Source organism: Catellatospora bangladeshensis (assembly GCF_016862575.1).
Taxonomy (GTDB): Bacteria; Actinomycetota; Actinomycetes; order Mycobacteriales; family Micromonosporaceae; genus Catellatospora; species Catellatospora bangladeshensis.
In genome coordinates, this window is the sequence record NZ_BONF01000046.1 from 64,694 (window position 1) to 90,803 (window position 26,110).

Here is a 26,110-nt window from a genome sequence, read left to right on the forward strand (position 1 = left end):
AAGTGTTCCGGAACTGTTTCGGACACTCGGCGTCATCATCGAGAGGATCGTCTGATGACGGCTCACCATCCGGTGGCAGTAGAGGCCGCCGCCGCGCCGCGCCGCCGGATGCGCTGGCACCAGCGGCTGCTGCGCGATCGCGTGCTCGTGCTGGTGGCGCTGCCCGGTGTGCTGTCGCTGCTGGTCTTCCACTACCTGCCCTGGCTGGGCAACGTCATCGCGTTCAAGGACTACCAGCCCTACATCGGCATCCTGGAGAGCCCGTGGGTGGGGCTGAACAACTTCCGGGTGATCTGGGAAGGCGACCCGGGCTTCCTCAACGCCCTGTCCAACACCCTGATCATCACGCTGCTCCAGGTGCTGATCGTGTTCCCGGCGCCGATCGCGCTCGCGCTGCTGCTGGACAGCCTGATCTCGCAGCGGCTCAAGAAGGTCGTGCAGAGCATCCTCTACCTGCCGCACTTCCTGTCCTGGGTGATCGTGGTCGCGGTGTTCCAGCAGATGTTCGGCAACGCGGGCCTGCTCAACAGCTTCCTGCGCACGCACGACCTGGCGACCGTCTCCATCATCACCAACCCGGAGCTGTTCAAGCTGCTGGTGACCAGCCAGGTGCTGTGGAAGGACGCGGGCTGGGCCACCATCCTGTTCCTGGCCGCGCTGGCCCGCATCGACGTCGAGCTGTACGAGGCGTCGGCCGTCGACGGCGCGGGACGCTGGCGGCAGCTCTGGCACGTCACCCTGCCCGGCCTGCGCAGCCTCATCGTGCTGCTGCTCATCCTGCGCCTGGGCGACTCGCTGACCGTCGGCTTCGAACAGATCATCCTCCAGGAACCGGCCGTCGGACGGCAGGTCAGCGAGGTGCTGGACACGTACGTCTTCAACCACGCCATCCTGGCCGCCGACTGGGGCCAGGGCGCCGCCGTGGGCCTGGTCAAGGGTCTGGTCGGGGTGCTGCTGGTGCTGGGCGCGAACCGGCTCGCGCACCGTCTCGGGGAGCGGGGGATCTACTCGCGATGAGCAGGCAGTCGATGATCACCGCCATGGGCCGGCCGTCGCCGCTCGCCCGCGCCGCGAAGGGGCTCGTGCTGGCGCTGTGCTGCGCCGCGGTGGTGGTGCCGTTCGTCGGCATCGTCTCCACCAGCCTGGCCACCCGCGAGGAGGTGACCCGCTCCGGCGGCTTCGTGCTGCTCCCCGGCGAGATCAGCTTCGCCGCGTACGAGGCGATCCTGAGCGGCGGCGTGGTCACCCGGGCCACGCTGGTCAGCCTGTTCGTCACGGCCGCCGGCACGGCGCTGAGCCTGGTCGCCACCACGCTGCTGGCATACGGGCTGAGCCGGCCCGGCTCGTTCGCGCACCGGCCGCTGCTGCTGACCGTGCTCTTCGCCATCCTGTTCGGACCCGGCCTGATCCCGAGCTACCTCGTGGTCAAGAGCCTGGGCCTGGTCGACACCTACTGGGCGCTGCTGCTCCCTCCGATGATCAACGCGTTCAACGTCATCATCCTGCGCGCCTTCTTCCAGGAGCTGCCGCCGGAGGTGCTGGAGAGCGCCCGTATCGACGGCGCGGGCGACCTCGCCATCCTGTGGCGCATCGTGCTGCCGCTGAGCAAGGCGGCGCTGGCGGTGATCGGCCTGTTCTACGGCGTCGGGTACTGGAACGCGTTCTTCGGGGCGCTGCTCTACCTCAACGACTCCGGCATGTGGCCGCTGCAGCTGGTGCTGCGCACCTACGTGGTCAACCAGACGCAGCTCGGCATCGACCAGCTCGGCGGGGGCGCGGCGCTGCCGCCCCAGGAGGCCGTCCAGATGGCGATCCTCGTGCTCTCCATCGTCCCGATCCTGCTGGTCTACCCCTTCGTCCAGCGGCACTTCAGCAAGGGCGTGCTCATCGGCGCCGTCAAGGGTTAACCGTCCCTGAGGAGTCAGGCATGACATCACCGCGTCCCATCGGGCGCCGGAGGTTCCTCTCCGGCGCCGTCACCGCGGCGGCCGCCACCGCCGCCGGCCCCGCCCTGCTGGCGGGCTGCACCAGCGAGACCGCCGCACCGAACACGGGCGCGAACAACGCGAACGTCACGCTGCCCGCGTACAAGCCGTTCGCCGGGGTCACGCCCGATTTCCCCGGCAACGCCGACGGGCTGCTCGACGCGTTCAGCGGCTACCCGGCCAACCCGGTCAAGGTGTTCTCGGCCCCGCCCGGCAAGGGCGGTGACGTGTCGGCGTTCGTGCTGACCGGCTCGCCGGTGCCGCCCGCGGCCGACCAGAACCCGTTCTGGCAGGAGCTGAACAAGCGGCTCGGGGTCAACCTGAAGCTCACCATCACGCCGAGCGCCGACCACGCCACCAAGTTCGCCGCCCTGGTCGCGGGCGACGACCTGCCCGACTTCATCGTGCCGGCCATGTTCACCCCGGCCGGGCAGGGCGCGGGCATCGGCAACCTGCCCGCCTGGCTGGCGGCCAAGTGCCAGGACCTCACGGAGTTCCTGTCCGGCGATGCCGTGCTGGAGTATCCGCACCTGGCGAACCTGCCCACGGCGGCGTGGCGGCAGTGCGTGTACAACGGCGGCATCTACGGCCTGCCCGTGCCGCGCGGCGTCGGCGGCACCCTGCTGTTCCGCCGCGACGACCTGTTCGCACAGCTCAAGGCCAATCCGGACCCGGCCTCGTTCGCCGAGTTCAAGGAGGTCTGCAAGCAGGTCACCGACGCCCGCGCCAGCCGCTGGGCGGCGACCGAGGGCGGCCTGATGTTCTTCGTGCAGCAGATGCTCGGGGTGCCCAACCGCTGGCGGTACGAGGGCGGCAAGCTGACCCACGCCTGCGAGACCGAGGAGTTCCGCCGCGCGCTGGGCGAGGTCGTGCAGCTGGTCAAGGACGGTTACGCGCACCCGGACAGCGCCATCGCCAACGCCCCGGTCAAGAAGTGGTTCAACGCCGGCAACATCGTGCTCAACCCGGACCGCTACACGGCCTGGCCGCAGTACTACGCCGACAACGTGGCCGGGCCCGGCTTCAAGATCAGCGGTATGCGCCCGCCGAAGTTCGACGGGGGCGGGTTCGCCGGCACCTGGCAGTCCGACCCGACCAACAACTTCACCGCGTTCAAGAAGGCCGACAAGGGCCGGATCAAGGACCTGCTGGTCATCGCGAACTGGCTGGCCACGCCGTTCGGCACGGACGAGTGGCTGTTCCGGCGGTTCGGCATGGCGGGGCAGCACTACGCCATGAGCAACGGCGGGCCGGTGCAGACGCAGGCGGGGGTCACCCAGACGGTGCTGGGCATCCGGTACATCGTGGACGCGCCCGACGCGATCTTCGTGCCGGGCGACGCCGAGGCGACGCGCGCGTCGTACGAGTACCAGAAGTCGATCATCCCGAGTTCGGTGAAGGACCCGACGCTGGGCTACTTCTCCGACGCGTGGTCGCGCAAGCGCCCCGCGCTGGACAATGTGATCAACACGTACCAGGGGGACGTCCTGGCCGGGCGCAAGCCGCTGTCGGCCTGGGACGACGCGGTCAAGGAGTGGCGCGCGGCCGGCGGCGACGAGGTGCGCGGCCAGTACGAGGAGCAGCTCGGCAAGGCCTGAGCACCCGGTGCGGGCGCTCCGGCCTACCCCCGGAGCGCCCGCCTTCTCTTGGAGAGGGACGGACATGGACTGGTTCCCCGGCGCCACCGCCGTTTCCGCGCTGCGGGTGTACGGCTGGCCCGCCGCCGACGGCCGCCGCGGCGGCTCCCCGCACCTGCACACCGCCTCCGCCGAGGGTTACGTGGTGACCGCGGGCACCGGCGCCCTGGAGACGCTGAGCGGCGACGGGTACGCCGAGCACCCGCTCGCGCCGGGCACGGTGCTGTGGTTCACCCCCGGCACGGTGCACCGCCTGGTCACCGACGGCGACCTGGAGCTGCTGGTGGTGATGCAGAACGCGGGCCTGCCCGAGGCGGGCGACGCGGTGCTCACGTTCCCGCCCGAGGTGCTCGCCGATCCGGCGGCGTACGCGGCCGCCGCCTCGCTCGCCCCACCCGCCGAGATCGAGGCCGGCCCGCAGTCCGGGGCGGACCTGGACCTGGCCGCCCGGCGCCGCCGCGACCTGGCCCTGGAGGGCTACCTGCGGCTGCGCGAGGACGTGCTGGCCCGGGGCCCGGCAGCGCTCGCGCCGCTGCATCAGGCCGCGGCGGCACTGGTCCGCGAGCGCGCCCCCGGCTGGGCCGGCCTGTGGCGGGAGCGGGCCCTGGCGCAGGCCGAGCGCACCGGCGAGCAGCTGCGCGAGCTGGCTGCCGGGCGCGCCGGGCACCTGGCCGAGGCGGCCGTGCACCACGCCGTGCCCACCCCGCCGCCGCGCCGCCACGGCATGTGCGGACACCTGCAGACCTGGGACTTCACCGGCGGATCCGGCGCCCCGCGGAACTGACGCGTTTCCGACAGCGTCCGTTCACTGATCGATTTCTGTGGCGCATGGGTGGCTACCTATGCTGACCGCTGATTCGGCAGGCGCGGAAGGGGCCCCGCTCGATGGTTCGATCCGCGCTGCTCACCGCACCGGCGAGCCCCGCGCCTGAGCAGCCGCCGCCCGCACGGGCCGGGTGGCGCGGGCACCTGCCGGTCATCGTCCTGCTCGGACTCGGGGTGCTGGTGCGGGCCGCCGCCTGCGTGGCATACCGGCCCGCGTTCTGGTTCCAGGGCGACAGCGGGACCTACCTGGCCCGCGCGATCGACCTGGACCCGGCCGCCGCCGCCGAGAAGGCCAACAGCATCGGGTACGCCGTCTTCCTCGCCCTGCTGCGGTGGACCGATTCGACCGTCGTGGTCGTGCTCGGGCAGCACCTGCTCGGGCTCGGGATCGCCGTGCCGGCGTACGCCCTGCTGCGGCGGCGCGGGGTGCCCTCCTGGCTGTCCGCGCTGGGCGTCGCGCCGCTGGTGCTGGACGCCCGGCTGCTGGTGCTGGAGCACTACATCCTGTCGGACGCGCTGTTCCTGGCGCTGACCGTGGGCGCGGTGGCGCTGCTGCTGTGGCGGGAGCGGCCCGGCCCGGTCGCCGTCGCGGGCGCGGGCCTGCTGCTCGGCGCGTCGGTGCTGGTGCGCACGGCCGGGATCGCCGCCGTCGCGGCCTGCCTGGTGTTCCTCGCGGTGCGCCGGATCGGCTGGGCGCGCGCCGCCGCCTGGGCCGTGGGCGCGGTGCTGCCGCTGGTCGCGTACGCGGCCTGGTCGGTGCCCGCCACCGGCTCGTTCGCGCTGAGCAACGCCGGGGACCGCTACCTCTACTCGCGCACCGCGGGCATCGCCGACTGCGGCCGGCTCGCCCTCACCGCGCCGCAGCGCGAGCTGTGCCCGGCGCAGCCGCTCGGCGCCCGGCCGGAACGCGGCGACTGGTACCTGTGGAACGACCCGAACCTGCTGCGGCGCGGCCCGGAGCAGGACGAGCTGATCGGGAGCTTCGCCCGCGCCGTGATCACGCAGCAGCCGGGCGACTACGCGGCGCTGGTCGCCCGGGACACCGCCCGCTTCCTCGGGCCGGGCCGCCCGGTCGACGCGGCGACCCGGTGCCTGTTCGGCTGGTGGGACTTCCCGGCCACGCTGCCGGACACGGCACGCAACACCGCCCGCTGCAAGCCGCTGCTGGCCGCCGGGACCTTCGCGCCCGAGCCGGTGAACCCGGTGCGCGACGAGCACACCGGGCTGCGGTCCGCGCTGGCCTGGTACTCCCGTCACATCACGGTGCCGCCGCTGGTCGTGGGGCTCTGCCTGCTGCTGTGCCTGGCCGCGCCGCTGCGTCCGCGCGGCGCCCCGGCCCGCTGGGACGCCGCGTTGCCCGCCGCGATCGGCCTCGGCCTGATCGTGCTCTCGATGGCCACCTCGATGTACGAGATCCGCTACGGCCTCACCTCGATCGCCCTGCTGGGCGTGGGCGGCGCGCTCGCCGCCCACCAGCTCGCGGCCGCGGTCCGCGCCGCCCGTGCCACCCCTCCCCTGCCGGCCTCCGGAACGGACGACCGATGACCGACCTGCTCGTGACCGTGCTGCTGCCCTGCCTCAACGAGGCGGAGACCCTCGCCACCTGCGTCGACAAGGCCCGGCGCGGGCTGGCCGAACTGGGCGTGCCGGGCGAGGTGCTGGTGTCCGACAACGGCAGCACCGACGGCTCGCCCGAGATCGCCCGCGCGCACGGCGCCCGGGTGATCCACGCCCCGATCCGCGGCTACGGCGGGGCGCTGATGGCCGGGATCGAGCAGGCCCGGGGCAAGTACGTGATCATGGGCGACGCCGACGACTCGTACGACCTGGGCAACCTCGGCCCGTTCGTCGAGGGCCTGCGGCAGGGCCACGACGTGGTGATGGGCAACCGGTTCCGGGGCGGCATCGACCCGGGCGCGATGCCGTTCCTGCACCGCTACCTGGGCAACCCCGTGCTGAGCTGGCTCGGGCGGCGGCTGTTCGGGCTGCCCCGGGTCGGCGACTTCCACTGCGGGCTGCGCGGCTTCGACCGGGACCGGATCCAGGCGCTCGGGCTGCGCATGCCCGGCATGGAGTTCGCCTCCGAGCTGGTGGTGCGGGCGGCGCTGGCCGGTTACGACATCGCCGAGGTGCCCACCCGGCTGCGCAAGGACGGCCGCTCCCGCCCGCCGCACCTGCGCACCTGGCGCGACGGCTGGCGGCACCTGCGCTTCCTGCTGGTCTTCGCGCCGGGCAAGACCCTGGTCGCGCCCGGCCTGCTGCTCGGCGCGCTGGGCCTGGCCGCCACCGCCGCGCTGGAGACGAGCCCCGTGTCGATCGGCTCGGTGCGCTTCGACCTGTCCGCGCTGCTGTACGCCTGCCTGGCCGTGCTGGTCGGCCTGCAGCTGCTGCTGCTCGGCGGCTGCGCGACGGTGTTCGGGCAGTCCAGCGGCCTGAGTGACGGGCGGCCCCGGCGCGCGCTGACCGCGTTCATGCGGCTGGAGGTGCTCATGCTGGTGGGGCTGCTGCTGGCCGGAGCGGGCCTGGCCGGCACCGCGTACGCCGTGTCCAGCTGGGGTGCGGCCGGCTTCGGCGACCTGCAACCCGAGCGCATCCTGCGCATCGTCATGCCGTCGGCGACCGCGATCGCGGCGGGCACCGTGTGCCTGTTCTCGGGTCTGCTGGCGAGCCTGCTGAGCAGGGGTGAGCAGGCCGAGGCGGCACCCCGGCCGCCGCTGGTGGCGCCCCGCCGGCCCGGCGACGACGAGCCCGCCGACCGCACCGGGGACGTCCGGGAGCCCGCCGGACGCCGCCGGTAGCGCCGGACGCGGGCGACAGCGCCCGGTAACGTGCCGGACGCAGCCGGTAGCGTGCCCCGCATGACCCTGCTCATCCGGCCCGGCGGCACACACGAGGACGTCGCCGCCGTCGCCCACCTGCATACGCTCAGCCGCCGGGACGCCTATCGCGGCCTGCTCACGCCCGCCGAGCTGGCCCGGATCACGGTCGAGCGGCAGCGGGCGAGCTGGGCTGAGCGGTGGGCGGCCGAGTCCGGCACGCACCGCCTGCACCTGGCCGAACGCGGCGGCGCCGTGGTCGGCTTCTGCTACCTCGGCCCCGCCGACCCCGCCGCGGAGCAGTCGCCACCGCACACCGGGATGCTCAACGCGATCCACGTCCACCCGGACGCCGTCGGCACCGGGGTCGGCCTGGCCCTGATGCGCACCTGCCTGGCCGGGTTCGCCGAGCTGGGCCACGCCCTGGCCCTGCTGTACGTGGTCCGCGGCAACGACCGGGCGCGCCGCTTCTACGAGCGCGGCGGCTGGGCCGCCGACGGGGTGGAGCGGACGACCGACATCGGCGCGGCGGCCGTGCCGGTGCTCCGCTACGCCCGCCCCATCCCCTGACCGAAAGGAAGGGCACCTTCTTATCGCTATCCGTAGTAGAAGGTGCCCTTCCTAACTTGGTGGTTCGGGCCGAGCGGGGGCCGGTAGCCTCCGGGGGTGACGATGATCTCCGAGGTGGGGGCGCGATGAGCCGGGAGCTGATCGTGCTCGGCACCGCCAGCCAGGTGCCCACCCGCCAGCGCGCCCACAACGGCTACCTGCTGCGCTGGGACGACCAGGGCCTCCTGTTCGACCCGGGCGAGGGCTGCCAGCGGCAGCTGCTGCTGGCCGGGGCCGCCGCGAGCGACATCACCCGGATCTGCGTCACCCACTTCCACGGCGACCACTGCCTCGGCCTGCCCGGCATCGTGCAGCGGCTGTCGCTGGACCGGGTGCCGCACGAGGTGCCGGTGCACTTCCCGGGCTCGGGTGCGGAGTTCCTGGCCCGGCTGCGCCACGCCAGCCACTTCCACGACCAGGCGCACCTGGCCGAGTGCCCGGTGGACGGGGACGGCGTCATCGCGACCGGCCCGTTCGGCACGCTCACCGCGCGGCGGCTGAACCACCCCGTCGAGTCGTACGGCTACCGCCTGGCCGAGCCGGACGGCCGCCGGATGCTACCCGAGCGCCTCGCCGAGCTGGGCGTACGCGGGCCGGACGTGGGCCTGCTGCAGCGCGCCGGCTCGGTGGTGGCGGACGGGCGGCTGGTCGGCCTGGACGAGGTCAGCGCGCCGCGGCCGGGCCAGGTGTTCGCGTTCGTCATGGACACCGGCTGGTGCGAGGCCGCGATCCGGCTCGCCGAGGGCGCGGACCTGCTGGTCATCGAGTCGACGTTCCTGGAGTCGGAGGCCGCGCTGGCCGCCGAGGCGGGACACCTCACCGCCGCCCAGGCAGCCCGGATCGCCGCCGAGGCGGGCGTACGCAAGCTGGTGCTCACCCACTTCTCGCAGCGCCACCCGGACGCGTCGGTGTTCGGCGAGGAGGCGGCCGCCCACTTCGGCGGCGAGATCGTGGTCGCCGAGGAGCTGGCCCGCGTCGCCGTGCCGCCGCGGCGGGACTGACCTGAGGAAGGAATCGGGGCGAGGGTACGCAACCGGACTGCGGGGAACCGGAGATCACGTACCCTCGCCCACTGACGCACCCGCACGGCCGGGGAGAACGCCTGGCCGGAGGCGCCGGAACCGACGGAGGCATGTCGGCTCTCGAACGGCCGTGCTGGTGCTGTGCGGGACGCCTACGCTGGCGGAGCGTTGACGGCGTCGCCGCGAGGTCGGGCGTTCACCGGGCATCCGCCGGGGGCCGCTGGTGGGGAGTCGTCGGTGGTCCGCCGTTTCAGGCGGGCCGCCGGGACGAGTCACCAGCGGAGGCGGAGCCGGGTCGCACCCGGGTTGGCTAGTCGAAGTGGCTCCTGCGGGTGCCGTTTCGCATGATGGAGCCGCCCCGCTCGCCAAGGTCTGCACGCCAGCCGGGCAGCGTGCGCAGCCCGTTGAGGTCATGCCGCACGGTCCAGGCCTCCCGCCAGTGCCGGCTGGCCGCGTCTGCGCGCTCGGCGAGCCGTCGTGGCGGGCACGGCCAGTGCTGACCGCACCAGGTGCAGTGCTCGTGTTCGTCAGGTCTGTCATGCCGGCCGAGCAGCCGCTGGGCATCGCGCCAGAGCAGCCGGTCGGAGATGTCGGTCGGTTCGGTGTGGCTGGTGTCGGTGGACAGTTCGAGGTCGACGCTGACCACGTCCCACCTTCCCTTCGGTAGCGCTCGGCTTCCGTACGCTTAGTCAACACTCGCGGCAAGCCCGACAGTCGGACAGGCTGTGCGATAACCGCCCGCACGGGTTAGAAATTGCGGCGAAAGGCCCTACGGCCTGCGGTTATCCACACCAGCAGGGCGAGCCCGGCCAGCAGCAGCGCCACCCCGAACCACGTCACTGGGCGTAACGCCAGCGCGGCCAGGTGGGCGCTCACCGTCTCCGGCGTGGGGCTCGCCTCCGGGCCCGGGACGGTCCCGCCCGGGGCGTGCGCCGACGGTTCGGCGGGTGGGCTCGCCGATGGGCTCGGCACGGCGGATGGGGACGGGCCACAGCTCAGCTCGACCGGAAACCGGACGGCGGGCACGGAGGCGCCGGCGAGGTGCGCCAGCAGGACGGCGTGGTCCGGCCCGCCGGTACGGGCGGCGCCCGCGGCCTGATGCCGTCGCGGTGCGAGGCGCGCCGGTGTCCAGCCCGGTGGCAGCCCGCCCGGCAGCCCCGGGGTCGCGCCACCGGCCGGCGGCGACACTGACGGGGCAGGGCTCGGCACGGGAGACGGCGAGGGTGGCACGGGTGACGGGCTCGGCGGCGGGCTGGGCGCGATGCGTACGTCGGCGCCCGGCGCGAAGATGACGCCCGGCGGGCGGGGGCCGAGCAGCAGCACCCGCTCGGCGGTCGGGAAGTGCCACATCAGCTCGCCGGGCAGGCCGCCGCCGATGCTGCGCACCTGCGGCACGAACCAGGTGAACCGGTCGTCGAGCAGGGCCGTGTCCACATTGATCAGCAATGGTGCGGTCTCGGTGGCGGGCGCGCTCAGCACCAGCTCCACCGCGCGGTTGAGGTCGTGCGCGCCGAGGGCCAGCACGTTCGGCCGATCGGCCTGGATCTCGATGAGCAGCCGCGTACCGCGCGGCAGTGGCCGGGCCAGCGGGCGGCCCTCCGTGTCGTACAGGTCCACCGTGGCGGGGCAGGCGGCCAGCGCGGCCGAGCGCGCGGCGTCCCACGGGGCGGGGCTGGGCGCGGCGGCACCGGCCGGCGCGGCGGTCAGCCCCACCAGCAGCAGGGCGACCAGCACACCGAACGGCCCGCGCATAGCGGCAGGGTAGCCCCGTCCCGCTCATCGATCATGGACTTGGCGTTCCCGACACACCCGCCTTTTCGCCCCATTCATGATCGAAGCTCCCGCCTTGTCGAGGGCACGACACGGCGGGAGCTTCGATCGCGGCAGCTCAGCCGAGCTGGGCGAGCAGGTCCTGGCGGGTGAGCACGCCGCGCGGCTTGCCGTCGATGAGCACCATCGCGGCGTCGGCCTTCTCCAGCAGCGCCACGATCTCCGCCACGGGCTGCCCGCCGCCGATCATCGGCAGCGCCGGGCCGACGTGCCGGTCCAGCGGGTCGTGCAGCGCCGCCGCGCCGGTGAACAGCGCGTCCAGCAGGTCCTTCTCCGCCACGGCACCGGCCACCTCACCGGTCACCACCGGCGGCTCGGCCTTGAGCACGGGCAGCTGCGAGACGCCGTACTCGCGCATGATGTCGATGGCGTCGCGGACCGTCTCGGTCGGGTGCACGTGGATCAGCTCGGGCAGGCCCTTGTGGCTGGCCTTGGCGTTGAGGATGTCGCCGACCGTCGCGCCGTGCTCGTCGGTGCGCAGGAAGCCGTAGCGCGCCATCCAGTCGTCGTTGAAGAGCTTGGAGAGGTAACCCCGGCCGCCGTCGGGCAGCAGCACGACGACAACGTCGCCCGGCTCGGCCCGCTGCGCCACCTTCAGCGCCGCCACCGCGGCCATCCCGCAGGAGCCGCCGACCAGCAGGCCCTCCTCGCGGGCCAGCCGCCGGGTCATCGCGAAGGACTCCTTGTCGGTGACCTCGATGATCTCGTCGCAGACGGTGCGGTCGTACGTCTCCGGCCAGAAGTCCTCGCCGACGCCCTCGACCAGGTACGGCCGGCCGGTGCCGCCGGAGTACACCGAGCCCTCCGGGTCCGCCCCGATGATCTTCACGCGGCCCTGGGAGACCTCCTTGAGGTAGCGGCCGATGCCGCTGATGGTGCCGCCGGTGCCGACGCCCGCCACGAAGTGGGTGATCCGGCCGTCGGTCTGCTCCCACAGCTCCGGGCCCGTCTGCTCGTAGTGCGAGAGCGGGTTGTTCGGGTTCGAGTACTGGTTGGGCTTCCAGGCGCCCGGGATCTCCCGCGCCAGCCGGTCGGAGACGTTGTAGTAGGAGCGCGGGTCCTCCGGGGCGACGGCGGTCGGGCACACCACGACCTCGGCGCCGTAGGCGCGCAGCACGTTCTGCTTGTCCTCGCTGACCTTGTCAGGGCAGACGAAGACGCACTTGTACCCCTTCAGCTGGGCCACCAGGGCCAGGCCGACACCCGTGTTGCCGCTGGTCGGCTCGACGATGGTGCCGCCCTGCTTGAGCAGCCCGTCGCGCTCGGCGGCCTCGACCATACGCAGGGCGATGCGGTCCTTGACCGAGCCGCCCGGGTTCAGGTACTCGACCTTGGCCAGCACGGTGGGACCGGCCGGGTCGGTGACATTCCTGAGCTTGACCAGCGGGGTGTTCCCGATCAGCTCGACGACGTTCTCGTAGTAGCGCACGCGTCAAGCCTAATGCGGCCTTGAACTACCGTTAAACGACCTCGCCGTCGAGGATCGTGCCGCTCACCGGGGCCTTTCCGCCGTTCTCCCACATCAGGTAACGATCCGTCTCGCTGAGCAGCGCCCCCGCGATCCAGCTCACGATGATCACGTCATCGGCGAGCCCGAACAGCAGGAAGAAAGCCTCCGGCACCATGTCGACCGGCGACATCACGTAAACGGTGGCCGCCGAGATCATCAGGAGCCGGCCCAGGCCGTCGTACTTGCCGCGCAGCGTGTTGCCGACCATCCGCGGCATCGCGGACAGCCGCTGCACGAAGCTCGTGTCGTTGCCGCTGCCCGTGATCAGCGCTTTCCAGAGCGCCGTGAACGCCGCGGTCCGACGCAATGTGCGTCCCATCTCGCCTCCATCCGAGCGCTGCCGGAGAGCGCTACCGTCTTCGCTATGAGCGAGCGTTACCAGCGCGCGAGTCGCTGGGTACGTAGGAGCCTCAGAGAGGGTGCCCGGAGACCGGGCCTCCAGAGTGAGGCGGGTTCACTATGAGCGAGCGTACTTCGCCGGGGACCACGGCGGCACGTCGTAGCGGCAGGGACCTGGCCAGGCTGGCCGTGTACGGCGGCGGCGCGCTGACCGCGCTGGGCCTGGCCGGGCTCGGCGTGCTGCTGGGCCAGGTCGAGGCGGCCCGGCGCACCATCCCCATCGCGCAGGCCCCGCCGCCGCGCTCCGACGGCCTCTACGGCAGCCGGTACGGCGGGCACCCGCTGCGCATGGTCATGCTCGGCGACTCCTCCGCCGCCGGGTTCGGCGCGCTGCGCGCCCGGCAGACCCCGGCCGCGCTGATCGCCACCGGCCTGTCCCGCCGGCTGGAGCGGCCGATCCGGCTGACCAGCCTGGCCGTCGTCGGCGCCACCTCCAGCATGCTGGTACACCAGGTGGACGAGGCGCTGGAGGCCGAGCCCGAGCTGGCGGTGATCCTGATCGGAATCAACGACATCACCCACCGGGCCGGGCAGGCCGCCTCGGTGCGCCACCTGGCCGACTCGGTGCGCCGGCTGCGCCAGGCGGGCGTCACGGTCGTGGTCGGCACCTGCCCCGATCTCGGTGCGGTGCAGCCGATCCGGCCCCCGCTGCGCTGGATCGCCCGCAGCTGGAGCCGCCAGCTCGCCGCCGCGCAGACCGTCGCCGTGGTCGAGGCCGGCGGGCGCACCGTGTCGCTCGGCGAGCTGCTCGGGCCCACCTTCTCGGCCCAGCCGCACCGCCTCTTCGCGCGCGACCGGTTCCACCCGTCCGCCGAGGGGTACGCCCTGGCCGCGTCCGTGCTGCTGCCCACCGTGGTGGCCGCGGTGCGCAGCCCGGCGGGCCCGCAGCGGGTGGAAGCGGGCCCACAGACGGCCGCGGACGGGGTACGGTCGCTGCCACAGGCCGCGGTCGAGGCGGCACGCCACGCCGGCACCGAGGTGAGCGGCGTACGCGTGGACGGCCGGGATCGCGGTCCGGCCGGCCGGTGGGCGCAGCTGCGCCGCCGGATGTGGGAGGTGGTCCGCCAGGCCGAGGCCCCCGCCCCGCCCGGCACGATGAACCCGGCGAACGTAGTGGAGCAGGCATGAGGATCACCGGTCCCCGGCCCGCTCGGGCAGTCGAGGAGCAGGCATGACCTCTATGGCGCGGAAGATCGGCAAGGCGGCGGCGATCACGCTGGTCGCGGGCACGGTCGGCGGTGCCGCCCTGCTCGCGGCGGAGGCTGTGCTGGCGCGCAGCCGCCGCTACGCGAAGCCCGAGCTGGGGCTCGCACTGCGCACCACCATCGGCGCGGACACGGCTCCCCCGCTGCGGCTGGTCATGCTCGGCGACTCGGCCGCCCTCGGCGTGGGCGTGGACCGGGTCGCCGACACGGTCGGCGGCCAGCTCGCCGCGCTGCTGTCCGGCGGCGACGCCGCGCACGGCCGTCCGGTGGCCCTGTCCAGCGTGGGCGTGGCCGGCTCGCGCTCCTCCGACCTGGCCACGCAGGTGGCCCGCTGCCTGCTCGGCGACCGGCCGGACGTGGCCGTGATCCTGGTCGGCGGCAACGACGCGATCACGCTGCGCCGCCCGGCGGACGCGGCGGCCTACCTCGGCGCCGCGGTGCGCCGGCTGCGCGAGGCCGGGGTCGAGGTCGTCGTGGGCACCTGCCCGGACCTGGGCGCCACCCGTGCCATCGCCCCGCCGCTGCGGCAGGTCGTCGGCTTCCTGGGCCGCCGGGTGGCCCGCGCCCAGGTGCGCGCGGTGCACTCGGCCGGGGGCGCGGTGGTCGACCTGGCCGCCGAGACGGGCGCCGTGTTCCGCGCCGACCCGAACACCCTCTCCCCCGACCGCTACCACCCCTCGGCGGACGGCTACCGCGTCTGGGCGTACGCCCTGCTCCCCGCCGTCGCCCACGCCGCCGGCGTCACCCCCCGCCTCCCCTGACCCCTGAAGATCATCCGACTTGCCAGGCACCTGGGCGTATCTTGAGCGCTCATTCGCCCAGGTGCCCGGCAAGTCGCGCGATCTTGGCGGGTGGCGTGACGACTTTCTCACGTCGTCTGGTGGGGAGGTTACCGGCGAGTTAACGTTCGTTCATGTCTGATGCTGTCATCGTCGCCACCGCCCGCTCGCCCATCGGGCGGGCCGGCAAGGGCTCTCTGAAGGACCTGCGCGCGGACGATCTCACCGCCACCATCGTGCGGGCCGCCCTGGACAAGGTGCCCGCCCTGGACCCGGCCGAGATCGACGACCTCTACCTGGGCTGCGGCCTGCCCGGCGGCGAGCAGGGCTTCAACATGGGCAAGGTGGTCTCCACCCTGCTCGGGCTGGACTCGCTGCCGGCCGCCACGATCACCCGCTACTGCGCGTCCTCGCTGCAGACCACCCGGATGGCGTTCCACGCGATCAAGGCGGGCGAGGGCGACGTGTTCATCTCCGCCGGTGTCGAGATGGTGTCCCGGTACGCCCGCGGCAACTCCGACTGGCTGCCCCCGGACGCGGCCGCCGCGGTCGGCGGGAGCTGGAACAACCCGCGCTTCGACGCCGCGCAGGCCCGCTCCGCGCAGCGCGCCGGCGAGGGCGCCCCGGTCTGGACCGACCCGCGCGAGGCCGGCGAGCTGCCCGACATCTACCTGACCATGGGCCAGACCGCCGAGAACCTGGCCCAGGTGCACGGCGTGACCCGCGAGGACATGGACGCGTTCGGCGTACGGTCGCAGAACCTGGCCGAGCAGGCGATCAAGGACGGCTTCTGGGCCCGCGAGATCACCCCGGTGACGCTGCCCGACGGCACCGTGGTCAGCACCGACGACGGCCCGCGCCCCGGCATCACGCTGGAGGGCACCGCCACGCTCAAGCCGGTGTTCCGCCCCGACGGCCGGATCACGGCCGGCAACTGCTGCCCGCTGAACGACGGCGCCGCCGCCGTGGTCGTCATGAGCGACACCCGCGCCCGGGAGCTGGGCCTCACCCCGCTGGCCCGGATCATCTCCACCGGCGTGACCGCGATGAGCCCCGAGATCATGGGCATCGGCCCGGTCGAGGCCACCCGCCAGGCGCTCAAGCGGGCCGGGATGGGCATCGGCGACATCGACCTCGCGGAGATCAACGAGGCGTTCGCGGCGCAGGTCATCCCGTCCTACCGCGAGCTGGGCCTGCCGCTGGAGAAGGTCAACGTGATGGGCGGCGCGATCGCGGTCGGCCACCCGTTCGGCATGACCGGCGCCCGCATCACCGGCACGCTGATCAACAACCTGCAGTGGCACGACAAGAGCATCGGCCTGGAGACGATGTGCGTCGGCGGCGGCCAGGGCATGGCGATGATCATCGAGCGCCTGAGCTGATCGCGCCCACTGCCACCAGGCAGGGGTTAAGAAGGGCACCTTCTTCTACGGATTCCGATAAGAAGGTGCCCTTCCTTATGTCAGGAGGGTGCGGAGGGCGGCGAGGTCCGCGGCGGCCGCGGCGGTCTGCGCGGGGGTGGGGCCCGCGGCGATGAGGTCGGCGGTGACCACGCGGAGCTGATCGGGCAGGGCCAGATCGGACAGGCGCGGCACGGGGCGGCGCGGCGTGCTCGCCAGGTCCGCGGACTGGTCGGCGAAGGACTGGACCAGGCGGTGCACCGGCTCGCCACGGTCGCGCCACCGCTCGGGCGTCCAGTGTCCGACCTGGTTGACCAGTAGCTCCACGGCGCGCATCAGCTGCTCGGTGCTCACACCTGAAGATTGTCCCGGCCCGGAAACGGGCCGACGCCCCGGGGCTGGCCCGGGGCGTCGGTCGTCGTATCCGTCCTGGTGTGACCAGGCCGCGGTCAGTCCTCCGAGAAGTACGACAGCAGGCGCAGGAACTCCAGGTACATCCAGACCAGCTCGACGAGGATGCCGAACGCGCCCAGCCAGCCGTACTTGCGCGGCAGGCCGGCGGCGATGCCGTCCTCGATCTGCTTGAAGTTGACCACGAACATCAGCGCGGCGACCACGATGCACACCAGGCTGAAGCCGATGGCGATCGGGCTGCCGTCCCGCAGCGGGCTGGTCACTCCCGTGACGAAGTAGAGCAGCAGGTTGACCAGCATCACCACGCCGAGACCGGCGGCGACGCCGATGACGACCCGCATGAACTTCGGCGTCGCCCGGATGATCTTCGCCTTGTACAGCACGGCCATGGTGAGGAACACGCCGAGCGTCGCGATGACCGCCTGCAGCACGATGCCGTCGAACAGGTAGTCGTAGACCTTGCTGACCACGCCGAGGAAGATGCCCTCGATCACGGCGTAACCGATGATCACGGCGGCGTTCGTGATCTGCGCGAACGAGATCGCCAGACCGACGATCACGCCCAGGAACATCGAGCCGTACCAGACGGGCTTGATGACCTCCAGCGGCACCACGGCCCACGAGATCGCCGCGAACACCGCGGTGATCGCGAGCAGCGACACCGTCTTGACCACGACGTCGTCGATGGTCATCCGGTCGGCCTGTCCGGTCTGGACCACCTCGGGGTAGCCGTAGCCCTGGCCGTCAGCCTGCGGGTAGCCCGCCGGGGCGCCCTGGCCCGGCACGCTGTACCGCGGCTGCTGAGCAGCCGCCGCGCTGATGCGGCCGAGCACCGGGTTCGAACTCTTCACAGCGGGTCTCGCCTCCTCCACATGGGTTGTGCCCGACAGAGTAGCGGATTAACGCACCTGCGGTGATCGACGTTTTACTGCATGATCGCTCCCGGCGGAAGACGCCCCGCGGACCTGGGAGTGGAGCATGACGATCACGGTGCGCCGGCTGGCCGGCGACGATTGGCAGACCCTGCGTGAGCTGCGGCTGAACGCGTTGCAGGAGGCGCCGTACGCGTTCGGCTCGACGTTCGAGCGGGAGCGGGACCGGACGGAGCAGGAGTGGCGGGCCCGGCTGGACAATCCCGCCTCGGCCAGCTTCGCGGCGCTGCTCGACGGCGTCCCGGCGGGCCTGGCGGGGGGCTACCTGCCGGAGGGTGAGCAGGACGCCGCCGAGCTGTTCTCCATGTGGGTGTCCCCGGCGGCACGCGGGCGGCGGATCGCCGAGCAGCTCGTCGGCGCGGTGGCCGGCTGGGCCCGTGACCTGGGCCGTGCCGAGGTGGTGCTGGAGGTCACCGCCGGGAACGACACCGCTGCTCGGGTGTACGAGCGCTGCGGGTTCGCGCCCCGCGCCGGGGTGCCCCACACGCCCGGCGGCGCACTCATGCGGCTGCCGTTAGGTTGACGCCAATCGACACGCCGCATCTTTACGGAACCTTAATTAATTGACGGCGAATTACGTCGCACGAACCGGTTGCCGGGGCATGGCCGAACGTCGGCGAATTTGTGCCTTAAAGCGGGCGGCCGAGGGGTGACAGACCGCCGGAGGCTCGCTATGCTCGTCCCCAACGCGCTCCAATCGCCCGCTTCCCCCGTGGCAGGCGATCGGAGCGCGTCACTTTTTGCAAGACTTTCCAGTGCGCCATTCGGCACGCCTTTCGTGCGCTGCCGCGCCGCCATTCCGGCGTACGCCGCCACACTGCCGGTGCCCGGGGCGGGGGTCGAACCCGCACGCCTTTCGGCAGTCGCTTTTAAGGCAACCGTGTCTGCCGTTCCACCACCCGGGCGCTGCACGACCATGCGTGCCCTGTCACCGTAGCGGGTGGACCGGGTTCGGGGCACGCCCGTTGTCGCCCAGCGGCGAACGGACACGTAGCGCAGCGGAGAGTCCGCCGAGCCGCCACAGCGAGCACAGCGGCGAACGGACACGTAGCGCAATGGTCGTGGGGCGGTCAGGCAGCCGAAGCGCTAGGGTCAAGCGCGTGACGAGCACCGCGCCCGCCCTCACCACCACCGCCGAACCCGTAGTTCCCGGGCAGCGGGGTGCATCGGGGGCACCCGCGCCCGTGTCAGCGCCGCGGCGGCGGTGGCCGCTCGACGTCCTGGCCTGCGCGGGCTTCCTCGCGCTGGCGGGCTGGCTCACCCTCGGCCTGTGGCCCGACCCGGACACCCGCACGCTCGCGCTCAACCCGCCGGACCAGATCCTCTACGAGTGGTTCCTGGCCCACGACACGATGCTGTGGAGCGGCGACTTCTCGCTCGTCAGCGACCGCCTGAACGCCCCGTACGGCGTCAACCTGCTGGCCAACACCACGGTGATCCTGCTCGGCGGGCTGTTCGCCCCGGTCACCCTCGCCTACGGCGCCGCGACCACGTTCTCGCTGCTGGTGGCTCTGAACCTGGCCGGCACCGCCATCGCCTGGTACTTCCTCCTGCACCGGACGCTGGGCGCGCACCGGATCGCCGCCGCGGTGGGCGCCGCGTTCTGCGGGTTCGCCCCGGGCATGGTGTCGCAGTCGAACAGCCACCTGCACATGACCGCGCAGTGGCTGATCCCGCCCATGCTGTGGTGCGTCGTCGCGCTGGCCCGCGCCGCCCGCTCGGAACAGACCCACCCCCGCCGGCTGCTCCTGCTCGGCGCCCTGTTCGGCCTGCTGGTCAGCCTCCAGGTGTTCATCGGCGAGGAGACCCTGTTCCTCACCGCGCTCACGCTGGCCGTGGTGACCGTCGTGTACGTCGCGCTCACCCGCCCGGCCCGGCTCGTGCTGGCCCGCTTCGCGGCCGGGCTGTTCGTCGCCGTGGGCACGGCGGTGGTGCTGCTGGCGTACCCGCTGTGGGTGCAGTTCAAGGGCCCGCAGTCGGTGGCCGACGGCGTGTTCAGCCCGTTCTACTTCTCGGCCGACCTGGCGAGCTTCACCGCGTTCTCGCCGCTGACGCTGGCCGGGGACGAGTCGGCGGCGCGGCTGACCACCGGCCCGGCGGAGTACAACACCTTCCTCGGCTGGCCGCTGGTGCTGCTGTCGCTGGGCCTGCTGGTCTGGCTGCGGCGCAACCCGCTGGCGGTGGCCGTCGGCGTGGGCGCGCTGGCCATGAGCGCGCTGGCGCTGGGACCGCAGATCATGCTCGACGGGCGGCGGACGCCGCTGCCCGGCCCGTACCGGCTGCTCATGCACGTGCCGGTGGTCGACGGCGCGCTGCCGATGCGCTTCGCGCTGGCCGCCATCCCGCTGGTGGCGGTGCTGCTGGTGGTGGCGCTGACCGAGGCCGCCCGGTCGGCCCGCCGCCCGCTGCGGATCGGCGTCCCGGTGCTGGTCGGGGCTGCGCTGCTGCCGCTGTTCCCGACGCCGCTGCCGACCGCCGACCGCCCGGCCGTGCCCGCCTTCTTCGCCGACGGCCTGTGGCGCCGCTGCGCCGGGGACGGTGACGTGATCATGACGGTGCCGCTGCCCACCCCGGAGAAACCCCTGCCGATGCGGTACGCGACCGCGGCGCAGACGGCGTTCGGGCTGCCCGAGGGCTTCTTCATCGGCCCGCACGGCTCCGGCGGCAAGGCCACCATGGGCATCGGCCGCCGCCCGACCTCGTGGGTCCTGTCCGAGGTGGCCCGCACCGGCACCGTGCCCGCGATCAACGACGACCACCGCCTGGACGCCCGCAAGGACCTCACCAAGTGGAACGCGTCCTGCGTGGTGCTCACCCCCGAACACCCGCGCCACGGTGAGCTGCTGCGCACCCTGGAGGCGCTGCTCGGCCCCGGCACCCCCGCCGCCGACGTCGTCTACTGGCCCCGCACCTGGTAACGCTCCACTCCACCCGTACAAGATCGAAGGCCCCCGCCGTGCCGTTCAGCATGGCGGGGGCCTTCGATCTTGAAGATTACGGCTGCTGCGTCGGCTGGGTGACCTGGGCGAAGGGGTCCATGGGCTGGTGGAGGGCGCCCAGGGAGACCACCTCCCGCTTGAGGAACAGGGCCAGGGTCCAGTCGGCGATCACCCGGACCTTGCGGTTCAGCGACGGGATGCGGCTCATGTGGTACGTGCGGTGCATGAACCAGGCGACCAGGCCCTTGGCCTTGAAGCCGTACACGTGTGCCACGCCCTTGTGCAGGCCGAGGCTGGCCACCGAGCCCACGTGCTTGTGCCGGTACTCCCGGATGCCGCGGCCGCGCACCGTGGCGATGAGGTTGTCCGCCAGGCGGCGGGCCTGCCGCACCGCGTGCTGCGCGCTCGGCGAGCACATCTCGCCCGCGGCGGCGGTGAGGTCGGGCACCGCGGCGCAGTCGCCGGCGCTCCACGCGCCCTCGACCAGCTGGTCGCCGTCCACCACGCGCAGCGTCGCGTCGCAGGTCAGCTTGCCCTGCGCGTTACGCGGCAGGTCGGTCGCGGCGATCATCGGGTGCGCCTTGACCCCGGCCGTCCACACGATCGTGTCCGCGGCGAACTCGCCGCCGTCCGACAGCTTCACCACGCCGTCGACGCAGGACTCCAGCCGGGTGCCCAGGCGCAGGTCCATGTTGCGCTTGAGCAGCGCCTCCACGGTGTACGCGCCCATCTGCGGGCCGACCTCGGGCAGCACCCGCTGGGTGGCCTCGACCAGCACCCAGTGCATGTCGTCGGCCTTGAGCTCCGGGTAGTAGCGCAGCGCGTCGCGGGCCATGTCCTCCATCTCGCCGAGCGCCTCGACGCCGGCGAAGCCGGCCCCGACGACCACGAACGTCAGCGCCCGCCTGCGGGTCTGCTCGTCGGTGGTGGCGGCGGCGATGTCGAGGCACTCCAGCACGTGGTTACGCAGCCAGATGGCCTCGCCGATGGTCTTGAACCCGACCGCGTGCTCGCGCAGCCCGGGGATCGGCAGGGTGCGCGACACGCTGCCCGGCGCGACGATGATGTGGTCGTACGGGATCTCCCGGGACGGGCCCACCACCGGCTGCACGATCGCGGTCTTGCGGGAGTGCTCGACCTTGGTCACGGAGCCGTGCACGACCTTGCAGTCGCGCAGCTCCCGGCGCAGCGGCACGACGGTGTGCCGGGGGGAGATGTTGCCGGCCGCCGCCTCGGGGAGGAACGGCTGGTACGTCATGTGCGGCTGCGGGTCGACGACCGTGACCTCGGCCTCGCTCGCGCGCAACTTGCCCGTCAGGCGGAGGGCGGCGTAGAGGCCGACATGGCCCGCGCCCACCACCAGGATCCGTACTGGCTTCACGACTTCACGCTACGCCCGTAGCACGCCGCTGATCAGCGCTGACGCCTGTGATCCCGGACAGCGACGGCCGTCACGCCGCCCCGATCAGGGCCGCCTGCCCAGCCTGGTGAGCAACGCCACGGCTCCCGCCACCACGGCCAGGCCGATCACCAGGGCGACGGTCGGGGTGGTGATGTACAGCCCCGGCAGCACGTTGACCAGCAGCAGGGTGAGCACGCCGGTCGCGGCGAGCACCAGCGCCGCCCGGCCCGCCCAGCGCAGCAGCACCTGGTTGTCCACGATCGCGTCGTACGGCAGCACCGCCGCCAGCGCCGCGCCGGAGTGCAGCAGGTAGAGGGCGGCGGCCGTGCCCAGCAGCCGCCCCAGCGAGGGCTGTGCCAGGAACAGCAGCGTGTCGGCCAGCCAGAGGCAGATCGTGGCGAGCATCACCACCAGCGGCGCCGCCCCGCCCGGCAGCAGCGCCGGGTAGACGGCCAGCACGAAGAAGCCGAGCAGCGCCTGCGACGGCATGCCGGACGGTGCGGCCAGCAGCAGCCCGGCGAAGGCCGCCAGGAACACCGTCCCGCGCACCAGCAGCGGCGCGCCGGTGACCCGGCCCAGCTCGCGTACCTGCTGCATCAGCTGCTTCATCAGCGCACCGCCTTCGGCGCGGCGGCCAGCCGCGACACGTCCCGGAGCACGGCGTCCAGGCTGCCCGCGCCCGCCCAGGCGACCACGGGCACCCCGTGCTCGCCCAGCTGGCCCATGGTGTTCTCCCGCTCCGCGCGCCACAGCCGGTGCGACAGGTCGGTCCAGCTGTTGACGGTGGGTGACGTCAGGTCCGAGGGCAGCGTGTCCACCGCGACCACGAAACGGCCCGAGCGGGACAGGCCCGCCAGCATCGCCGCCGAGCGGGCGTCCAGCAGCGGCGTCAGCACCACGACCAGCGCCGCGGACGAGATGCCCGCCGCGAGCTGCGCCCCGCCCCGCTCCTGCGCGGTCGGGCTGGGATGCGCGTCCAGCAGCCACTCCAGCACGGTCAGGTACTGGCGGCGGCCGCTGGCCGGGCGCAGGCGGCGGGCCTGGGCGCCGTACTCCAGCACGGACACCCGGTCGCCGCGGTGCAGGTAGTGCTCGGCGATCGCGGCCGCCGCGCGCACGGAGCGGTCCAGCACGGACGCCGTGCCGCCGACCCCCTCGGAGCGGCCCGCGTCGGCCAGCAGGTCCAGCAGCACCACGACCTCGGCGTCGCGGTCGGACAGCGTCGCGGCCACGTGCAGCCGCTCGGTGCGCAGCGACACCCGCCAGTCGACGCGGCGCAGCCGGTCACCGGGCGCGAACTGGCGTACGCCCGCCAGCTCGCCGCCCTCGCCGGGGCGGCGGGAGCGGTGCTGGCCGACCAGCCCGGCCGCGCGCGGCATCGCCTCGTCGGCCTTGAACGGATCGGTCAGCGGGTACACCTTCACGCCCAGCGCGCCGGTGACCACGGCCCGGCTGACCAGCAGCCCGTCCGCGGCGACGGCGTGCGCGGAGGCGGGGCCGAGCCAGTGCCGCCCCCAGCGCACCGCCGGACCGGCCAGCTCGACCGCGGTGGCGACACCGCGCGGCACGAACGTCACGTACGGCCGGTTGCCGCCGCGCGGGCCGCGCCGGGGCGCGTTCGGGTCGGCGCCGCCCTCCAGCCGCAGCCAGGGCGAGTGCTGCAGCTGCACCACGGTCAGGTCGTAGCCGACCGTGTCGCGGTTCTCCACCTCGACCGTCGCACCCAGGTCGCCGCCCTCCACCGGGAACGACTCCACCGTGGACAGGCGCAGGCCGGGCAGCGTACGCGGCCGCTTGCCCAGCGCGAACGCCACGCTCAGCGCCAGCGGGGCGGCCAGGATCACCAGCTCGGTGCGGCCCAGCAGCACGGCGGCCACCAGCAGCAGGCCGGCCAGGAGCACCGCCCGGCCGAGCGCCCGGGTGGGCGCCCAGTTGTCGCCGGTGTCGGTGGAGGCCACGGGCTCCAGGTCGCCCTCGGCGGGCTGGGCCATCTCAGCCCCGCAGCCCGGTCGACCGGTACGGCGGCTCGCCCAGCAGGTCGTCCTCCAGGTCGGCCAGGCGGCCGCTGCGGACCGGGCTCGGCCGCTGGCCCGGGGCGCCGCCCGCGTGGCTCGGCAGCGCACCGCTGACCGGCGCGGGCGTGGCCGCCAGCACCTCGGCGACCACGGAGACCGGGTCGATGCGCTTGAGCCACATCTCCGGCCGCAGCGTGATCCGGTGCGCCAGCGCGGGCAGGGTCACCGCCTTGACATCCTCGGGGATGACGTAGTCCCGCCCGGCCAGCGCGGCACGCGCCCGCGACAGCAGCAGCAGCGCCAGCGAGCCGCGCGGCGACGACCCGACCAGCACGGCCGGGTGCTCGCGGGTGGCCGCGGCCAGCGCCACCAGGTAGCGGCAGATCGAGTCCTCGACCTCGATCTCCTCCAGCCCGGCCTGCATGCGCAGCAGCGTCTTGGCGTCCACCACCGGCTCGACCTCGGACTCCTCGCGGCGGCGCACCATGCGGCGGCGCAGCACGTTCAGCTCCTCGTCGGCCTCCGGGTAGCCGAAGGACACGCGCAGCATGAAGCGGTCCAGCTGCGCCTCGGGCAGCGGGTAGGTGCCCTCGTACTCGATCGGGTTGGCGGTGGCGAGCACGTGGAACGGCGCCTCCAGGCGGTAGGTCACGCCCTCGACGGAGACCTGCTTCTCCTGCATCGCCTCCAGCAGCGCCGCCTGCGTCTTGGGCGGCGTGCGGTTGATCTCGTCGGCGAGCAGCAGGTTGGTGAACACCGGTCCGGCCCGGAAGGTGAAGTCGTGGCTGCGCTGGTCGTACAGGAACGAGCCGGTGACGTCGGCGGGCAGCAGGTCCGGGGTGAACTGCAGGCGGCGGAAGTCCAGGCCGAGCGCCTGCGCGAAGGTGCGCGCGGTCAGCGTCTTGCCCAGGCCGGGCAGGTCCTCCAGCAGCACGTGGCCGCCGGCCAGGATGCCCGCCAGCACCAGCTCCAGGGAGTCCCGCTTGCCCACCATCACGGTGCCGACCCGGTCGAGCACCTGCTGGGCGAGGCGTCCCACCTCAGCCGCGGGGATCGGTTGCATGCTCACAGTCTCTCCAAGGCATTGACGATCACATCGAGTTCGCGAGGGCTGGGCGGGCGCTTGGACGGCACCGTGAGGAACGTCCAGAGCGGATCACCGAGCAGCCTACGCGCGCGCTCGGGCTCGGTGGCACGGTTGACGCCGTGGCGCTGGCGCAGCCGCTCGTCCACCAGCTCGGCCAGGCGCGGCTGCACCCGGCGCTGGAAGCGGGCCCCGTCGGTGTGGCTCCACTCCAGGATGGTCTCCCAGCGGGCGACGGCCAGGCGCAGCCCGTCGGTCACCTCGGACTGGTCCTCGGCGGTGCTGCGGCCCGCGCGCCGGGGCGGCAGCGGGGCCTTGAGCGAGCGGGCCATCCGCCATACCCCGACCAGGGTCAGCGCCACCGCGAAGACCAGCGGCAGCGGCATGGTCAGGCTGGACACCTCGAGCACGATCCAGCCCACGGCGGTCCAGCCGGCCGTGAAGGCGGCGAAGCTCAGCCAGCGGGTGGAGGCGGTGCGCGGCGCGCGCGCCACCACCGGCCGCTCCGGACCGGCGCTGAACCCGCCCAGCAGATCGTGCAGCGAGGTGTCGTCGAGATCGTTCCGATGCTCGGTCATGCTCCCACCTCGCTGCGGGCGCCGGCGGTCAGCTCGTCGCGCAGCCGGTGCAGCGAGCCCCGGGCCTGCAGGCGCATGTCGTCGTCGACGCGGTGGGTGGCGTAGCGGGCGCGCCGGTACACGTCGGCGAACGCGTTGAGCAGGCCCGCGTCCAGGTGCCGCCGGGCGAGCATGCGCACCACCAGGTCGGTGGCGGTGTCGCCGGGCAGGCGCGGCACCCCGGCGGCGGCCGCGGCCTGCTCCAGGCGTACCCAGCAGGCGATCACGGCGGTGCGCGGATCGGCCGCGTCGTCGTCGAGGTCGAGCAGGCCCGCGTCGAGCGCCGCGACGACCTCCTCCTCGTCGGTGAGCTGCGCGATGCGGGTGACCGGCCGCTCCCGGATGGCGCGGCGGCGGAACTTCGTGGTGGACCGGGCCGCCGCGCCGAGCAGCGCGACCAGCACCGCGACCCCGATGGCCAGCAGCACGCCGATCGCGACGACGCCCAGCCAGCCCGAGTCGCCGGCGTCCTGGGCCACCTCGGACGGTGACGGGGTGGGGGTACGCGGAGGCGGTGACGCGGTGGCGGTCGGGGACGGGGCCGGGGTCGCCGACTGCTCCGGCAGCGCCCGCCCGACGGGCAGCACGGACACCGACGCCGTCGCGGCCGCCGCCATCAGCAGCGCGGCCACGGCCAGCAGCGGCCACCAGCGACGCAACGCTCCCATGGCTTCCCCGCTCCGAATGCTC

25 protein-coding genes and 1 tRNA gene are annotated in these 26,110 nt (G+C 73.3%); 13 read left to right on the forward strand and 13 right to left on the reverse strand.

Annotation, left to right across the window (positions count from 1 at the left end; genetic code table 11):
- Positions 1-54: 54 nt before the first annotated feature.
- From Cba03nite_RS33435 to Cba03nite_RS33470, 8 genes are all read left to right on the forward strand, one after another.
- Positions 55-1,017: an ABC transporter permease gene (locus Cba03nite_RS33435; protein WP_203755183.1), complete on the forward strand. Its 963-nt coding sequence runs from the start codon at positions 55-57 to the stop codon at positions 1,015-1,017.
- Positions 1,014-1,907 (forward strand): carbohydrate ABC transporter permease, encoded by an 894-nt coding sequence (locus Cba03nite_RS33440; protein ID WP_239126204.1) that lies wholly within the window; start codon positions 1,014-1,016, stop codon positions 1,905-1,907. Before Cba03nite_RS33435 ends, Cba03nite_RS33440 begins: the two co-directional genes overlap by 4 nt.
- Positions 1,908-1,927: 20 nt before the next feature.
- Entirely contained in the window at positions 1,928-3,583 is a 1,656-nt protein-coding gene (locus Cba03nite_RS33445) for a type 2 periplasmic-binding domain-containing protein (protein WP_203755185.1), read from the forward strand.
- A gap of 64 nt (positions 3,584-3,647) precedes the next feature.
- Complete coding sequence (locus Cba03nite_RS33450; RefSeq protein WP_203755187.1) at positions 3,648-4,406, forward strand: cupin domain-containing protein; 759 nt, start codon at positions 3,648-3,650, stop codon at positions 4,404-4,406.
- A gap of 101 nt (positions 4,407-4,507) precedes the next feature.
- The gene (locus Cba03nite_RS33455; protein WP_203755189.1) at positions 4,508-5,992 is read left to right on the forward strand and encodes a hypothetical protein; all 1,485 of its coding nucleotides are present in this window, start codon (positions 4,508-4,510) and stop codon (positions 5,990-5,992) included.
- Positions 5,989-7,245 (forward strand): glycosyltransferase family 2 protein, encoded by a 1,257-nt coding sequence (locus Cba03nite_RS33460; protein ID WP_203755191.1) that lies wholly within the window; start codon positions 5,989-5,991, stop codon positions 7,243-7,245. Before Cba03nite_RS33455 ends, Cba03nite_RS33460 begins: the two co-directional genes overlap by 4 nt.
- A 60-nt stretch (positions 7,246-7,305) precedes the next feature.
- Positions 7,306-7,833, forward strand: a complete 528-nt coding sequence (locus Cba03nite_RS33465; RefSeq protein ID WP_203755193.1) for a GNAT family N-acetyltransferase — start codon at positions 7,306-7,308, stop codon at positions 7,831-7,833.
- 125 nt (positions 7,834-7,958) lie between these two features.
- Entirely contained in the window at positions 7,959-8,873 is a 915-nt protein-coding gene (locus tag Cba03nite_RS33470) for a ribonuclease Z (protein WP_203755195.1), read from the forward strand.
- Between the two features lie 331 nt (positions 8,874-9,204).
- On the opposite strand, the gene Cba03nite_RS33475 is transcribed toward Cba03nite_RS33470, so the two are convergent.
- The 4 genes from Cba03nite_RS33475 to Cba03nite_RS33490 all read right to left on the reverse strand — a co-directional run bounded on the left by Cba03nite_RS33475 (position 9,205) and on the right by Cba03nite_RS33490 (position 12,553).
- A complete protein-coding gene (locus Cba03nite_RS33475) occupies positions 9,205-9,540 on the reverse strand; it encodes a hypothetical protein (RefSeq protein WP_239126205.1) in 336 nt (111 codons plus the stop codon).
- Positions 9,541-9,641: 101 nt separating this feature from the next.
- Entirely contained in the window at positions 9,642-10,646 is a 1,005-nt protein-coding gene (locus Cba03nite_RS33480; protein WP_203755196.1) for a collagen-binding domain-containing protein, read from the reverse strand.
- A 136-nt stretch (positions 10,647-10,782) separates the two neighbouring features.
- A complete protein-coding gene (locus Cba03nite_RS33485; RefSeq protein ID WP_203755198.1) occupies positions 10,783-12,153 on the reverse strand; it encodes a cystathionine beta-synthase in 1,371 nt (456 codons plus the stop codon).
- A 31-nt stretch (positions 12,154-12,184) separates the two neighbouring features.
- A complete protein-coding gene (locus tag Cba03nite_RS33490) occupies positions 12,185-12,553 on the reverse strand; it encodes a DUF1232 domain-containing protein (RefSeq protein ID WP_203755200.1) in 369 nt (122 codons plus the stop codon).
- Positions 12,554-12,693: 140 nt separating this feature from the next.
- Here Cba03nite_RS33490 and Cba03nite_RS33495 point away from each other — a divergent pair, with 140 nt between their 5' ends.
- The 3 genes from Cba03nite_RS33495 to Cba03nite_RS33505 all read left to right on the forward strand — a co-directional run bounded on the left by Cba03nite_RS33495 (position 12,694) and on the right by Cba03nite_RS33505 (position 15,999).
- Positions 12,694-13,761 carry an SGNH/GDSL hydrolase family protein gene (locus Cba03nite_RS33495; protein WP_203755202.1) on the forward strand — a complete coding sequence of 356 codons (1,068 nt, stop codon included), beginning with the start codon at positions 12,694-12,696 and terminating at the stop codon, positions 13,759-13,761.
- Positions 13,762-13,804: 43 nt separating this feature from the next.
- On the forward strand, positions 13,805-14,599 hold the full coding sequence (locus tag Cba03nite_RS33500; RefSeq protein ID WP_203755204.1) for an SGNH/GDSL hydrolase family protein: 795 nt from the start codon (positions 13,805-13,807) through the stop codon (positions 14,597-14,599).
- Between the two features lie 152 nt (positions 14,600-14,751).
- Positions 14,752-15,999 carry an acetyl-CoA C-acetyltransferase gene (locus Cba03nite_RS33505; protein ID WP_203755206.1) on the forward strand — a complete coding sequence of 416 codons (1,248 nt, stop codon included), beginning with the start codon at positions 14,752-14,754 and terminating at the stop codon, positions 15,997-15,999.
- A 75-nt stretch (positions 16,000-16,074) separates the two neighbouring features.
- On the opposite strand, the gene Cba03nite_RS33510 is transcribed toward Cba03nite_RS33505, so the two are convergent.
- Together Cba03nite_RS33510 and Cba03nite_RS33515 are read right to left on the reverse strand one after the other, a co-directional pair.
- Complete coding sequence (locus Cba03nite_RS33510) at positions 16,075-16,371, reverse strand: hypothetical protein (RefSeq protein WP_203755209.1); 297 nt, start codon at positions 16,369-16,371, stop codon at positions 16,075-16,077.
- A gap of 95 nt (positions 16,372-16,466) precedes the next feature.
- Complete coding sequence (locus tag Cba03nite_RS33515) at positions 16,467-17,282, reverse strand: Bax inhibitor-1/YccA family protein (RefSeq protein ID WP_203755212.1); 816 nt, start codon at positions 17,280-17,282, stop codon at positions 16,467-16,469.
- Positions 17,283-17,409: 127 nt separating this feature from the next.
- Here Cba03nite_RS33515 and Cba03nite_RS33520 point away from each other — a divergent pair, with 127 nt between their 5' ends.
- The gene (locus tag Cba03nite_RS33520; protein ID WP_203755216.1) at positions 17,410-17,886 is read left to right on the forward strand and encodes a GNAT family N-acetyltransferase; all 477 of its coding nucleotides are present in this window, start codon (positions 17,410-17,412) and stop codon (positions 17,884-17,886) included.
- Between the two features lie 301 nt (positions 17,887-18,187).
- Here the strand turns inward: Cba03nite_RS33520 and Cba03nite_RS33525 are convergent.
- Positions 18,188-18,268 (reverse strand) — tRNA-Leu (locus tag Cba03nite_RS33525).
- Positions 18,269-18,463: 195 nt separating this feature from the next.
- Here Cba03nite_RS33525 and Cba03nite_RS33530 point away from each other — a divergent pair.
- Complete coding sequence (locus Cba03nite_RS33530) at positions 18,464-20,281, forward strand: hypothetical protein (RefSeq protein WP_239126206.1); 1,818 nt, start codon at positions 18,464-18,466, stop codon at positions 20,279-20,281.
- 76 nt (positions 20,282-20,357) lie between these two features.
- On the opposite strand, the gene Cba03nite_RS33535 is transcribed toward Cba03nite_RS33530, so the two are convergent.
- From Cba03nite_RS33535 to Cba03nite_RS33560, 6 genes are all read right to left on the reverse strand, one after another.
- Positions 20,358-21,683 carry an NAD(P)/FAD-dependent oxidoreductase gene (locus Cba03nite_RS33535; RefSeq protein WP_203755219.1) on the reverse strand — a complete coding sequence of 442 codons (1,326 nt, stop codon included), beginning with the start codon at positions 21,681-21,683 and terminating at the stop codon, positions 20,358-20,360.
- Positions 21,684-21,767: 84 nt separating this feature from the next.
- Positions 21,768-22,313, reverse strand: coding sequence for a hypothetical protein (locus tag Cba03nite_RS33540; RefSeq protein ID WP_203755222.1), 546 nt, complete (start codon positions 22,311-22,313; stop codon positions 21,768-21,770).
- Positions 22,313-23,695, reverse strand: coding sequence for a DUF58 domain-containing protein (locus tag Cba03nite_RS33545; RefSeq protein ID WP_203755224.1), 1,383 nt, complete (start codon positions 23,693-23,695; stop codon positions 22,313-22,315). The genes Cba03nite_RS33540 and Cba03nite_RS33545 overlap by 1 nt, the downstream gene beginning before the upstream one ends.
- Before the next feature lies 1 nt (position 23,696).
- Positions 23,697-24,782, reverse strand: a complete 1,086-nt coding sequence (locus Cba03nite_RS33550; protein WP_203755225.1) for an AAA family ATPase — start codon at positions 24,780-24,782, stop codon at positions 23,697-23,699.
- Between the two features lie 2 nt (positions 24,783-24,784).
- Positions 24,785-25,381, reverse strand: coding sequence for a hypothetical protein (locus tag Cba03nite_RS33555; protein ID WP_203755227.1), 597 nt, complete (start codon positions 25,379-25,381; stop codon positions 24,785-24,787).
- The gene (locus tag Cba03nite_RS33560; RefSeq protein ID WP_203755229.1) at positions 25,378-26,088 is read right to left on the reverse strand and encodes a DUF4129 domain-containing protein; all 711 of its coding nucleotides are present in this window, start codon (positions 26,086-26,088) and stop codon (positions 25,378-25,380) included. Before Cba03nite_RS33560 ends, Cba03nite_RS33555 begins: the two co-directional genes overlap by 4 nt.
- Positions 26,089-26,110 lie beyond the last annotated feature (22 nt).